A 14,673-nucleotide genomic window follows, 5' to 3' on the forward strand; every position below is an offset into this window, starting at 1 on the left:
ATAGATTTGGTTGAATAGCGTAACACAACAATATAAATATGCAACTTTAACTCAAGAAAATGCTCACTGAGTAATCATACTAAAAAGCTCACTTAGTAGCCTGGACATCAAAAAAGGTAATAATTATTAAATTTTAGATATCATAGCGAACTGGTGAGTTTTTTTAATTGCTGTTCATTTCAGCAATTTTTATCTAAAACCTTATTAATAAAGGGTTTCAAGCCGCTATTGACTAACCACAAAATTATATATTTGTTTATTTTATATAAAATGAACTAACTAAAATATATTTAAAAGTCCATTTTGGGCGGCTAGGAGTAAAAATAGCTGGAAACGTTATCTAAGCTGTGTATTATAAGTTCGTCTTGAACTTTTGGGTTAGTGGTCTTGTGACAGTTCAGGAGATGGCTCTCTGCTAGATAATTTACCTTTTTAACTGTAAGGTTATATAGATATTCATGATTGATTGACAAGATAAATAATTTTGGGTTTTAGTTTATATTTTCTACCGAGAAAATGTGATCCCAGCCTCCTCGTTAATTCATTGATAATTTATTAGAATATTTGCCAAATATTAGGGCGATGATTAAAGCAATACAACAGTAATATTGACTAGGTAACAAAAATATTTTTGACTCCTAATATCTAATAATACATATTAATGTAAATTAACCTTATATTCTCAATTCTCAACAGCAAAATAGCTGGAAATTATCATAGTTTTCAGGTTTAGCTTTTGAATGGTGCGTAGGAGTAAAATCTATACTCATTAAAGCAGTTTGAAACTACTGAAATGAGTATAGAATAGCCATTCTCTACCTTTCAATTGCAGATGATTATGATGTTGTGGGCAATGCCCACACTACTACTACTAGTTGCGATCGCTCAATTACGGATTACTTCAACAATCTTAAACCACTTAAAGTTACTAATACTGTAGAGCCTTCATGCCCAATCACGCCGATGGGTAAGTTAATATTGCCGAGAAAGTTACCGATGAGTAGCAGCAGAATAAAACCTAAGGCGACAACGATATTTTGTTTAACTATACTTTGCGATCGCCTACCTAAATGCATAGCTACAGCAATTTTTTCTAGTTTATCGGCCATGAGGACAACATCGGCTGTTTCTAGTGCCACATCGCTACCAGCCACACCCATTGCAATACCCACGGAAGCCTGGGCGAGGGCTGGTGCATCATTGATCCCATCGCCTACCATTGCCACTGTTTGATATTTTTTCTGTAAATCGCTAATTACAGATAACTTGTCTTCTGGTAACAGTTCAGCATACACGCGATCAATACCCACAGTTTGAGCGACACTATGGGCAGTTCGCTGGTTATCGCCAGTAATCATCACAATTTCAGCAACACCCAACTTTCTTAAGCGTTTAATTGTTTCGGCTGCTTCTGCACGTACCATATCTGCAATAGCGAGGGTACCGACAATTTCATAACCATCTTCTCTTCTGGTTTGGGCTACCCACACAACTGTCTTGCCTTCTTGTTCCCAAAATTGAGTCAAATTCTGCAAATCCTGGGGAAATTCTGGCACATACTCGCTAATAAAAGCCGCATTCCCCACCATTACCTGTTGCTCTTGAATAATACCGCTAATTCCCTTTCCAGGGATAGCTTGCACCTCCAGCGCGCCCACCCAATCTATGTTAGCGGCTGCCTGCACAATAGCTTTACCAATGGGATGTTCTGAGTATGATTCTAGAGATGCAGCGGCTGTTAACACATCAGTTTGCGAGTATTTACCATAAGGTATTACTTCACAGACTTGCAACTCCCCTGTTGTCAAAGTACCAGTTTTATCGAATGCGATCGCTCTTACTTGCCCTATCTTTTCCAACTGGGCACCGTTTTTAAATAAAATCCCCTGTCTGGCACCATTGGCAATTGCTGACAGCAGTGTAGGCATAATAGCAGCCATCAAAGCGCAGGGGGAGGCTACTACCAAAAATGTCAGCGCCCGGTAAATTGTGGTTTCCCAATCCCAACCCCAAAGAAATGGCGGCATAATTGCCAGCAATAAGCCCAAAGTGACAATTATTAGGGCATATTTCCGTTCAAATTGTTCAATAAATTCTTGGGAAGGCGGTGCTTCTGTTTGCGCTTGTTCGACTAACCGAATCACCCGTTGAATCAAACTGCTGCTGGCTGGTTTATGTAACTTGAGCTTTAGCGCCCCATAGCCGTTGATTGTCCCCGCAAAAACTTCATCGTTGACTGTCTTCTCCATAGGTAAAGACTCGCCTGTAATCGCCGCTTGGTTGAGGGTGCTGTAACCAGAGACAATTAAAGCATCAGTAGGAATTAACTCTCCTGGCTTGACAATAATTTCATCCCCTACCTGTAACTGGTGAATCGGAACTAACTCTTCTTTTCCTTGACGTAAAATCCTGGCTGTATCTGGAGTTAGACTCATCAAACTGCGAATACTGCGTTCAGTTCGCCGCATCGCATAGCCTTCGAGTGCGCCACTAATCGCAAAAATCAAAATTAAAATAGCCCCATCAATAATTAAGTGGTATTCCCTGCGCCATAAGCCCAAGCTAGCAGCACCAAGCGCTGCCACAATCATCAGCAAATCTACATCCAGTTGTTTTTCCTTGACGAGGGTAGTTAACCCCTCACGGGCGCTTTCATAACCACCAATTACATAAGCTGCGGTTAATAACAACATTGCCCATCCCAGCCAGCCAAGATGCAAGGTGAACCAGCCCAGAAATAACAGCACTCCACAAACTAAGGCTGCTAAGGTATCTCCATGTTCTTTGGTGAATTTGGTTAAATGCTGTGGGTAGAGCATGAGATTGAGAAACTAAGCGGACTATCTCACACTAAACGTTGACATTAATGTTAATGTCAACGGTGTAGGAGTTAAAAATGGAGACATGAAAACTGGTTGCTTAACTATTAAAGAACTTACTGATGCTGTGGGTGGGGGAATTACTCCGCGCATGGTACGCCATTACCATCAATTAGGATTACTACCGCAACCAGTGCGATCGCCTAGCAATTATCGCCTTTATACTGAGAAGGATGTGATTAGGCTGCAACGGATTGTGGCTTTGAAGCAGCAAGGGTTTCAACTCAACCACATCCAGCAAATTCTGGAAGTAGAACCAGAAGCAGACACCACAAAAACCTTGATGGCGCAATTGCAAAAGCAGTATCGTGCAGTCATGCAGCAAATTTCCCAACTGCGACAAACAGCATCAGCATTGGAAGGATTATTAGGAAGGGATCAACATTGTCAAAATACCCAAGCGGAAGTTTTAGCACAACTGAAGTTACTAGAAGTGGAAACGCAAACAGGATTAGGCGGATTAGAACAACTGTGGAGTGGTTTAGATGCGGAAATCCATACTCATCCAGAAGCTTTTGCAGAATCTTTGCATCGATTGTTACCCGACTTATCTGAACGTTCCGAGATTGAACAACACCTAATTTCCCAACTAGTATTAGCTTGTGGTGATGTCAGTTTGGTATCATTTGTCAAGCTCAGTCGAGATGCGATCGCAGCTAGTCGTCATGCTCTCTCTGCAAATTGTCAAATTGTTGTCGATATCCCTACAGTGGCTGCTGCTCTAGATAATCCGAGATTAGTCCATTTAGGTTGTCCAGTAAAAACATTAATTGATAATCCCCATATTACAACAGCCACAGAAGCAGAACTGGCTTTTTGGCAACAGCAGCAATGGCGAGAGAAATTACAGCAAATTCCTACAGGTTGTATTGTGGTGATTGGTTATGCGCCTTCAGTGCTGGTGGAAGTATGCAAAGCTATAAATAAGCAACAAATTCAGCCTGCATTAGTGATTGGAATGCCTATTGGCTTTAGTCATGCTCCCGCAGCCAAGCGGCTTTTGCTGCAACAACCGATACCTTTCATCACCATAGAAAGCACTGTAGGCGGTGGCTTGTTAGCGGCTACAGCCCTTAATGCTCTGGTAGAATCGCTAATTGAGAAGCCAGATTGTCATTGTTATCTTAGTCGCTAAGGGGCAGGGATCAGGGAGAGAATTATCCGTAGCCTGGATTTAGAGAAATGGTATTAGCTTGAGCGTCACGCATCACGAATTATATATGCTGTATTTGGTGCGTTGTGCTGTGCGACAACACACCCTGAAGATTTACTTTATAAATTGTCTTGGATCATCATTGCGGGCAATTTTTATAGTCTTGGCTCTTGCTATAACCTAATAATCAGAATTTCAGCGAAAATTAGCCAGCAAGATTCGCAACCTGAATTAGCAATAGTTTCAGGGATTCCGGGAATACTGAGGGAGAGGCAAATCAAGACTTTAAGAAATTTTACTTTTATGAATTGGTATTGTGCTGTTAGTATTGCGGGAATATTTAGTATTTACAATCTCACATTTGCACACACTTGTGATGCTCAGATTGCAGCCGATGGTACTTTACCTACAATAGTTAAATCTAGGGATCGCCTCAATTTCACGATTAATGGTGGTAGCCAAGTTGGAGGCAATCTTTTTCATAGTTTTAGCCAATTTTCTGTACCAACTGGTGGGTCTGCTAATTTTAATAATAATCTCTCAATTCAAAATATTATTAGTCGTGTTACTAGTATGGAGCCTTCTTTAATCGATGGCAGAATTCGTACTCTTGGTAAAGCTAATCTCTTTTTAATTAATCCTAATGGAATCATCTTTGGTTCCCATGCCAAATTAGACATAGGTGGTTCATTTTTCGCAACTACAGCCAATAGTATAAAATTTGCGGATGGCAAAGAATTTCATACTTCAACTGATGGAAATTCGCCATTACTAACTGTCAGCGTCCCTATGGGATTACAGTATGGCAGTAAATCCTCATCTATTGAAGTCAATGGCGCTAATCTGACAACTTCAAAATATCAAATGCTAGCTTTAATAGGTGGCAATCTGACTATCAATAACAGTAAATTAATTGCCAATAGCGGTCATATTGAATTAGGTGGAGTAGCAGATTCAGGAATGGTTGAGCTTTCATGGATAGGAAGCCAGCCAAAATTGAGTTATCCTCAAGATTTGACGAGGGCTAATATATTAATTAGTAATAATAGTTTAGTCACAACTAGCGGCAGTGGCGGCGGTATTATTCAACTCACAGGAAAAAATTTAACTATTGAGAACTCTCGCATATCTACTTTTACATTAGGTGAAATTTCAGGCGCAAACTTGCTTTTAAATGCTTCAGATGCGGTGATTGTGAAAAGCGATCGCACTACTCAAACCTTTACAGATGGCTTGTTTGCAGAAAACAATGGCAGTGGTGATAGCTTAGGAATCACCATCAATACTAACAAACTTCGGGTTGAAGGCGAAGCTCGAATATCGACAGTAACTTTACCTAACTCCCTAGGTAAGGGAGGAGATATCACTATTAATGCTGCGGATACAATTGAACTGAGTGGTGTTGATTCATTAGATGAAGCTGTCGCTACTGGGTTAGTAACAGATACATTCGGTCATGGCGCAGGCGGGAATTTAACTGTTAATACTGGCAAGTTAACTGTTAAAAACGGAGCACAACTCTCTGCTGCAACTTTGAGTAATGCCAAAGGTGGCAATTTAACAGTAAATGCCACAAAATCTGTAGAATTATTAGGTGTTTCACCTGCTGATATCCTCGCTAGTGGTTTGTATACTTCAGTTCAAGAAGGTAGCGGACAAGCAGGAGATTTAATAGTTAATACTAGACAGCTAATAATCAGTGATGGAGCGCAAATTTTTTCTGGAACATTGGCTGCAGGAAATGGTGGAAATATCATTATTAATGCTAGTAATTATATCAATGTCAATGGGGTTTCTCCTATCAAGAGATATACTGGAGGTGTGTTTAGTAGTGGGGATATTCATTCTACAGGCGATGCCGGAAATTTAACAATTAATACCAATGATTTAACCGTCCAAAATGGAGCCAAAATTAGTGTAGGTACAGAGGGTTTGGGTAAGGTAGGCACAATAAATATTAACGCAAATAACTTGATTCAGTTATTAGGTAACAGACTGGCTGAAAATGAACCATTAGACCCTGCAACTGATGTCACTTTTATATTTAGTAGTCTATTTGCTAATGTTCTAAATATTAATAATAAAAACGATGCTGGCAACGTAGAAATCAATACAGGCAAATTCTTAGTTCAAGCAGGAGCTAGAGTAAGTGTTGATAATGAAGGATTGGGTAAAGGCGGCAACATTAACATTAATGCCAACTCAATCTTGCTTGATAATGCAGGTAACTCGCTACATGATGCAGGTGGAATTCAAGCCACAACTAAATCAGGTGAAGGAGGCAATATCACTTTACAAATAAAAGATATTCTATTAATGCGTAACGGTAGCAAAATCACTACTGATGCTACAGGTGGTAATGGCAATGGTGGCAATATTACTATTAGTGCCAATTTATTAGCATCTGCTGAAAATAGCGACATCACAGCTAATGCAATTCAAGGTCAAGGGGGGAACGTTCAAATTACAACTCAAGGTATCTTTGGTATCGAATTCCGCCAACAACTCACTACTCAAAGCGATATTACAGCTAGTTCTCAGTTTGGGTTAAATGGTGCTGTAGAAATTAAAACTTTAGCCGTTGATCCTAGCAAAGGGATTGTTATCTTACCAGTGCAGCCAAATGATGCTTCATCATTAATTACTCAAGGCTGTGGTCAGAATCAACCAAGTCAATCTAGCCGTTTTGTTGTGACTGGAAGGGGTGGTTTACCCCAAAATCCAGAGGTAGCATTGGGGAGTGACACAGTTTTAGAAGATATCCAAACAGTTCCGATTTTAACAAACAGCGATCGCTCTGGGTTGATTGCCACTTCTATAAATTTACCATCGCAGACTGCCAATGAGATTGTAGAAGCTCAGGGACTCGTGATTACTCCTCAAGGGGAAATGTTATTAACAGCAAAAGCACCAGCCACTACTCCTCATAGTTCTGGACTCAACTCAGCTAGCTGTTCTAGCAATTAGATATTCATCAAAATAGTTGGTGTTGCTGATTGATTGACAGTAGATAGCAACTTCTCAAACTGAGATTTTACGCCAATTTGAGGTACAGATGATTGATGTGTTGCAAAGTTTTTTTGAATTAATATCAGAATAAATTTTTAGAGATTCCGTAAAGTCATCAAGCCCATAAATCAGTATTTTCACTATTGAATTCTTGCTATCAAATTAAATTAATCATTGTTTTTATATAAATGCTGAGATTTTTGAGTTTTTAATCCAGTTAAAGTCTAGCAAATAACCTGATAAAATCTCATCTTTGCAAAAATTTCTTTGATTAATTACTTTTTATAAGTAATTTTTATTAAAAATTAGATGAATTAATTAAACCCTAATTTGCGTACTATTACTATATATTTTTTAAAAGTAATTTTTTAGGATGTAATTTACATTGAGGCGATTTTAGCAAACAATGTAATTACAAGATAAGTTGACTAATTGTCAGAGTATTTAGCCTGAATAAGCAACTATATGAGCTAAATATTTGACTCCTAGTAAATAATTTTGTGATGTATCTTTACAGATACATCAGTTAGCTGTTGATCCAAATGTAATTTATACATGAGTGATGAATAATATGGATGTGACCCCTGAAAATTTGAGCGTAACAGCATCTTTGCTTGAAGATTTAAGTGATGAGCAATTAGCAGATTGTGTTGGTGGCTGTGATATTCAGATTACTTCTAGCAACTATCGAGTTGCACAAGTGCCGTTGTATGAACTGCCAATATTAGGAGAAACCAAAATCAAAATCGCCTTTTTAGGCATCTCTTACGATCCTAATGGCTCAAAGCGCTATATAAGCGATCGCAATGTCAAAGAAGCTGTAGTTGAGGCTGATGTCCACAGCATTCTTCAGGGTATTGCCAGTTTACCAATTACCACTTGGCAATACAAAGACCAAGACGAGACAATTCGCCATATTGGCCCGATGGCTCAAGACTTTGCAGCTACTTTCAATGTTGGAGAGAGCGATCGCACTATCAATGTTGTTGATGCTCATGGTGTAGCTTTAGCAGCCATTCAAGCACTTTACCAAGTAATTCAAAAACAAGATGCTCAAATTAATCAATTGCAAACACAGTTACTGGAGTTAAAGCAACAGATTATTCAGTAGTTCCATTGATTTTTTTGTATTTCTCAGTAATATACCAGCACTTTTTTGATTTTAAATAAAGGCTTCATGCCTTTTAAACCAGCATTATAGCTTTGTTTGATATTCGTCAAAATAAATTAGTAAAAAATAGAAAATATTATATTTTTTTAACAAGTCGTTCATCGATAGGAGCTAATAAATCATGGATAGGAAAAATCAAGCATCACTGATTCAGGATAGTTTGATTGCCGAATTAACTGATACTGATTTAGCCGATTGTGTTGGAGGTTGCGGCTATATTAATCCAGCTGGTCAGGAAATTATTGCTAACAATGGTACGCTCAACGCTCTGGGGCTGCAAAACAATCCAAATATTGTGTATGACCCCAATGGTTCTATCCGCTATAGAAGCGATCGCCATCTCAAAGAATCTATAGCAGAGGTTGATATCTACGCCATTCTTCAAGGTATTGCTAAGTTACCGATTACAACTTGGCAATACAAAGACCAAGACCAGACAATTCGCCATATTGGCCCAATGGCTCAAGACTTTGCAGCCACTTTCAATCTTGGGGAGAGCGATCGCACTATCAATTTTGTTGATGCTCATGGTGTATCTTTGGCAGCGATTCAAGCACTTTACCATGTAGTGCAAAAGCAAGAATCTCAAATCAATGAATTGCAAACACAATTACTTGAGTTAAAACAACAACAGCAATTTTAAATTGTTTGTGAAAATATTTATGATGTTTTTTTGGCTATTCTACAGATAATCCTTCTTTACTTCAATTTGAGATAGGAAAGATATAACTTCTAGGGTAGCCATTCCGTGTCTTTACTGTTCTGAATTATCCTTTCTGCTACATAATTTATCTGAAATTGCTGAAATAATTGCAAAATTGATGGCATTTATTCAGTAATATCCTAGTCAATATTTAAGTTTAAATAAAGCCCAAAATGATTTTTTTAGACAAACACTACAACTATTTTTAAAAGTTATGTTAATTATTAGAGATTAACAAAGATTTTTTTACATATTAATCAAATTCAGGTTTTTTTAACATTATGTCTATGAGCCATCAACAAACAGTTACCACAGCCAGTTTAATTAAAGAATTATTTCACTACCAGAATTATGCTTAGTCAGCCGAAGTTTAAAGCACACTTCCATGTGGAAATATCTCCTCCTAAAACTGTATTTCTATTAAGTGAGAAAGGGCATTTTGTTTTAAATGGGCGTTTATATTGCCTACTAGCACCATTACTCAACGGGCTTTACTCTGTGGCTGAAATTACTCAACAGCTGCAAGGAAAAGCTACGGCTGATGAGATTATCTATGCACTACAACAGCTGGAACGTAAAGGATATATTACCAATGCAAATCATATCCCACAGGGAGCATCAGCTTTTTGGGAACTGCTAAATCAAGATGCTAGCGTTGTTAGCCAACACTTCCAAGAATCGAAAGTTAGCATTACCACATTTGGTAATGTCACATCTGAACCATTGCATAATATCTTGGAATCCCTCAATATTCCCATTGGGGATTTTGGTAAGTTTGCTGTTGTAGTCACAGATGATTATCTCCAGCCTGACTTGGCAAGTTTTAACCGAGAAGCTTTACAAGAAAAGCGTTCTTGGTTGCTAGTCAAGCCAGTCGGTGGCGTAATTTGGATTGGCCCCATCTTTAAACCTGGACATACAGGATGTTGGGAATGTTTAGCACAACGTCTTAGGATGAATCGTGAGGTTGAGTCTTTTTTACAAGCGCAACAAAAAACTCTCAACTCGTTTCCAATTTCCCGTGCGGCTTTACCTTCAACTGTCAACACTGGGTTAAATCTTGCAGCTACAGAAATAGCCAAATGGTTAAGCAACCTAAAACCGCATCCTTTAGAAGGAACTCTGTTAACTTTCGATTTGCTGCATCTTAACTTGCAACGCCATACCTTAGTTCGTCGGCCGCAATGTCATTGTTGTGGTGAGCCGACTTATCTAAGTCAATACCAAACTCAACCATTAGTACTAAATCATCGCCAGCCATTGAGTGATGACGGCGGGTATCGCAGCTGTGCGGCTGAAAAAGCCTTACAAAAATACGAACATCATATTAGCCCGATTACGGGAATTATCAGCAATTTATTTCAACCTTTTTCCCAGAACGATTTAATTCACGCTTATGTTGTAGAGCATAGTTTTCCTAGAGAAGGTAGACAATTAGAAGATTTACGCCAGACAGCACGCCTGAAAAGCTTTGGTAAAGGAACAACAGCCGCCCAGGCGAAAATGAGTGCTGTAGGGGAAGCAATTGAGCGTTACTGTGGAACCTATACGGGAGAAGAACCCAGGGTTAAAGCTGCTTACAGCAATCTTGGTGAACAGGCTATTCATCCCTACAATTTTATGCACTATAGCGCAAATCAATATTGCGATCGCCAAACCTGGAATCAGCACCATGAGATTATTCAATGGGTACCTGTGCCATTTGATGAGAATCAAGAAATTGAATGGACTCCGATTTGGTCACTCAACAATCAGCAATTCAAATATCTACCCACAGCATATTGTTATTATGGCTATCCTTTAGCGGCAGATGCTTGCTTTTGTTATGCAGATACTAATGGAACGGCTGCGGGTACTTGCAAAGAAGAAGCTATTCTCCAAGGATTTATGGAGTTGGTAGAGCGAGATGCAGTAGCAATTTGGTGGTATAACCGTTTACAAAGACCTGCTGTTGATTTAAATAGTTTTGACGAGCCTTATCTAGATCAATTAAAAAGCTACTATCAATTGATTGGACGCGATTTTTGGGTATTAGACCTTACTACTGATTTAAATATTCCCACCTTTGCTGCTATTTCTCGCCGGATCAATCACCAACCAGAAGATATTCTTTTTGGCTTTGGGACTCACTTTCATCCCAAAGTTGCCCTATTACGTGCTGTCACTGAAATGAATCAAATGATATTTCTTTCTAATGGGGCAAATCCAAATTCTTCTGCCAAATTTACTCGTCAGGATATACAAAGTTGGTGCCAAACAGCAACATTAAATAACCAAGTTTATCTTGCTCCTGATGCCAATGTAATTCCTAAAATTTACGGAGACTATCCTGTTTACCACAGTCAAGATTTGCAATTAGATGTGCTGACTTGTGTTGATATAGCCGCTAAACATGGATTAGAAGTATTGGTTCTCGAGCAAACACGTCCAGATATTGGAATGGCTGTGGTTAAGGTTGTAGTTCCTGGTTTACGCCATTTTTGGGCACAGTTTGCCCCTGGTCGGCTTTACGATGTACCCGTCCAACTGGGATGGTTAAAAGCAAAATTAACAGAAGAGCAACTAAATCCAATTCCTATGTTTCTTTAGACTTTTGTGGCTGTTATAAATTAAACACATTATGAGGAATTGCTTTTTAGCATATATTTAACCTATGGAATCTATTGATACTAGTTGTAAAGCTGGTATAATTCAAGATAATAAAAAGCCTAAAAAAAATTATAAGTCTGACAAATTATCAGATAATTATTTTAAATTTATCGATTACTTTCCTGATTTAATAATCATCACTACACGCAGTCAAGGTTATTGTGTAGAGATTAATCAGTCATTTCTCAATGTCACAGGCTACAGTCGCGAGAATGTGATTGGCTACCCGATTACAGTCTTAGATATGGGATTTACTACAGCAACATACTCAAAAATTCAAAAAAAGCTCACAAATCAACAAACCATTGAGAATTGGGAAATTGAATTCTGTCTCAAAAATGGTGAAAAACGTATAGGCTTATTATCGGTAAAACTTTTAGAATGGCAAGGAAAAACTTATTTACTAAATATTATTCGTGATATCACAGAGCGGAAAGCGCTGGAAGAAAATTTACGCCGAATTGCGATGCACGATCCGCTAACAGGATTACCCAATCGCGCTTACTTTATGCAGCAATTAGACTATGCGATCGCCTGTCAGCAACATTATGATAACTATTTTTATTCGATATTATTTTTAGACTTAGATGAATTTAAAGCAATTAATGATAACTTTGGTCATGATACCGGAGATAAATTCTTAATTGAAATTAGCAAAAAGCTCAAAGCTAAACTGCGATGGGGAGATTTTATCGCCCGTCTGGGTGGAGATGAATTTGTAATTTTGTTGGAAGATATCAAAGATTTTCGTGATGCAGCTCGGATAGCTAATCAAGTAATTACATCCCTAAAACAACCTGTTTTAGTCAACGGTCATTACCTCTCTTGCTCCGTTAGCATTGGCATATCAACAATCTCAAAAAACGATAAATTACCTGAAGAATTACTACGCAAGGCAGATGCGGCAATGTATCAGGCAAAAGCCTTTGGGAAGAATCGTTATCATATTAGTTAATGGGAATGGGGCATAGCGCATTGGGCAATCAAGATGTTCTGATAAAAAACTCCTCACTATGATGGCATAACTCAAATTGAGCTATTCCCAAAATTAAGTGAATAAATGGATTTCCAATTGCATCTGGACAATGCATCGCTTGTTCAAGTACATCAGACGCATTTCTTGATTATCTTCTATGGTCATAAACAAGAAGGGAAAACACTAAAACTTAAATATATCAAGAGTTTTCAGACCATCTTGCAGGTTTAAACCCGTCAAAAAAAGTTGCCGAAAATCACCATAAATGGTCTTTGAGTTGGAATCTCAAGAGAGCATAATCTACTGCAAAAGGAATAGATACTGCATCTAATGTATGCGGTATCTATATCCTTTTTATATAAGTAATATTTATATTTACTATAAATTTTTTTGATGTTATGTACTATTGACTGATTGTAACAATCCAGTTAAATTTATTTACATAAGTTAATATTTATAAAAAATTTTATGTATACCAACAGTAATGGAGAAAACATTCTAAATAAATACAATGCTGACTACGATCCAGAAAAACAACGCCGCTACGCATTAACAGCAGGATTCGCTACATTGCTTGTCAGTACCTTAATATTGGTGGCTTTGGGTATCAGCTAAGATTTTTTGACATCGGTAGCAGAATCTCTCATCGTTATTTGGTTTTCTCCCCATCACCTCAGCTTGGTAGCTGAGGTTTTTTTTATGATTTATAGAAGTTTCCCAGGGTTAACCAGCCCCTTCTCCTGCGGAGAGGCTACGCCAACGGGGCGGGAACAGGCAAGAGGGAACAGGGAACAGAAGAAAAAAGTAGCCCGGATCTTGGTTTTAAGCCGAGTGGAATTGTGGGCGAAATAATCCTTGTATCGCGCTTGTTGGTTGAAACCCCAACGCCAGTTCTCTCAAGTCGAGCCAGCCGCTTGCGGGGGTTCCCCCCGTTGTGCGGACTGGCGTGGGAAACCCGCCCACGAGACTGGCTCCCCCTTGTGGGTGGCTTAGTTTTAAGAGTTGCCCGTTGCCTATTCCCTGTTCCCTTTCATTAATCATTAAATATTACTTAAGGCACAGTTTTATGGTGTCTTAATTGGGCATAAAATAATTAGCTCACTTTGTGGCTACTGAGATTTAATGAGAATTGCTGACTTAATTACTTGGTTTGAAGAATGGGCAAATCCGGCTTGGTGTGAAAGTTGGGATAATTGTGGTTGGCAGGTTGAACCTGGAATTTTACAAGAACCTGCTAGGGTTTTGGTATGTTTAACGCCAACTTTGGCGGTGATGCAAGAAGCGATCGCCACTAATGCTAATCTGATTTTTGCCCATCATCCCCTAATTTTTAGCCCGCCTAAGTCTTTTCGTATTGGAGAAGCGATCGCGGATATGGTGCGATTAGCTTTTCTACATAATATTGGCATTTACAGCGCCCATACGAATTTTGATCAAGTACAAGATGGGACTGCTGATGTTTTGGCTCAAATTCTCGAACTCCAAGATTCAACCCCTGTAGTACCTACGCAAAATGGTTTAGGGTACGGTCGGGTGGGAAATCTTCAGCCTGTCGTGACCTTAGAAAAATTACTGACGGTAATCCACCACCAACTTGCTCCCAAAAGCTTGATTGTTTCCCCAACTGCTGATTTACACCAAGAAATTTCCCGTGTGGCTGTTCTGGGTGGTTCGGGTGCTAGCTATATTTCGGCTGTGGTGAAAACTCATGCCCAAGCTTATCTCACTTCCGATTGTAAATTTCATCAATTTCAAGAAAGTCGCGATCGCGGCCTCATTTTAATTGATGCGGGACATTACGCGACTGAACGCCCAGCTTGCGATCGCTTGACCCAGAAATTACGGTCTTTGAATCTCGATTGGGTAGAGTTAAGCCAACAAGATGAGGATTTCCGCGAATTTTTCCCTGAATAATATGTATATTATTATTCCTTAATATAATTAAGCTTGTTAGCTGTCATGTGGCAAATACTGAAAAATCATGTATATTTAACTATCATAAGTTTTTGTCCGGTTGCTAGTTGAGTAAAACAGAAGTATGTATTCTAATCCGTACTTTTATTCATAAAATCGACTGTTCCAGAATCGGACAAGATGCAGATTCTCGATGACGGAGATCACATATTTATGTAA

General features: G+C 38.8%; 9 protein-coding genes. 8 read left to right on the forward strand and 1 reads right to left on the reverse strand.

The window, feature by feature from the left end:
* Positions 1 to 896: 896 nt before the first annotated feature.
* A complete protein-coding gene (locus tag HGR01_RS19350; protein ID WP_045873912.1) occupies positions 897 to 2,819 on the reverse strand; it encodes a heavy metal translocating P-type ATPase in 1,923 nt (640 codons plus the stop codon).
* An 85-nt stretch (positions 2,820 to 2,904) separates the two neighbouring features.
* On the opposite strand from HGR01_RS19350, the gene HGR01_RS19355 reads away from it, so the two are divergent.
* The 8 genes from HGR01_RS19355 (at position 2,905) to HGR01_RS19390 (ending at position 14,454) form a co-directional block, all read left to right on the forward strand.
* Entirely contained in the window at positions 2,905 to 4,014 is a 1,110-nt protein-coding gene (locus HGR01_RS19355; protein ID WP_045873913.1) for a precorrin-8X methylmutase, read from the forward strand.
* Positions 4,015 to 4,335: 321 nt separating this feature from the next.
* Positions 4,336 to 6,999: a filamentous hemagglutinin N-terminal domain-containing protein gene (locus tag HGR01_RS19360; protein ID WP_045873914.1), complete on the forward strand. Its 2,664-nt coding sequence runs from the start codon at positions 4,336 to 4,338 to the stop codon at positions 6,997 to 6,999.
* Between the two features lie 613 nt (positions 7,000 to 7,612).
* Positions 7,613 to 8,152, forward strand: coding sequence for a tail fiber domain-containing protein (locus tag HGR01_RS19365; RefSeq protein ID WP_052335403.1), 540 nt, complete (start codon positions 7,613 to 7,615; stop codon positions 8,150 to 8,152).
* A gap of 181 nt (positions 8,153 to 8,333) precedes the next feature.
* A complete protein-coding gene (locus tag HGR01_RS19370) occupies positions 8,334 to 8,855 on the forward strand; it encodes a tail fiber domain-containing protein (RefSeq protein ID WP_052335404.1) in 522 nt (173 codons plus the stop codon).
* Positions 8,856 to 9,266: 411 nt separating this feature from the next.
* Positions 9,267 to 11,504 (forward strand): TOMM precursor leader peptide-binding protein, encoded by a 2,238-nt coding sequence (locus HGR01_RS19375; protein WP_045873915.1) that lies wholly within the window; start codon positions 9,267 to 9,269, stop codon positions 11,502 to 11,504.
* A gap of 64 nt (positions 11,505 to 11,568) precedes the next feature.
* Positions 11,569 to 12,519, forward strand: a complete 951-nt coding sequence (locus tag HGR01_RS19380) for a diguanylate cyclase domain-containing protein (RefSeq protein WP_045873916.1) — start codon at positions 11,569 to 11,571, stop codon at positions 12,517 to 12,519.
* A gap of 489 nt (positions 12,520 to 13,008) precedes the next feature.
* The gene (locus HGR01_RS19385; protein ID WP_168161039.1) at positions 13,009 to 13,155 is read left to right on the forward strand and encodes a hypothetical protein; all 147 of its coding nucleotides are present in this window, start codon (positions 13,009 to 13,011) and stop codon (positions 13,153 to 13,155) included.
* A gap of 507 nt (positions 13,156 to 13,662) precedes the next feature.
* Entirely contained in the window at positions 13,663 to 14,454 is a 792-nt protein-coding gene (locus tag HGR01_RS19390; RefSeq protein WP_045873917.1) for a Nif3-like dinuclear metal center hexameric protein, read from the forward strand.
* The last annotated feature ends 219 nt before the right edge of the window (positions 14,455 to 14,673 follow it).

The sequence above is a fragment of the Tolypothrix sp. PCC 7712 genome (genome assembly GCF_025860405.1).
GTDB classification, from domain to species: domain Bacteria; phylum Cyanobacteriota; class Cyanobacteriia; order Cyanobacteriales; family Nostocaceae; genus Aulosira; species Aulosira diplosiphon.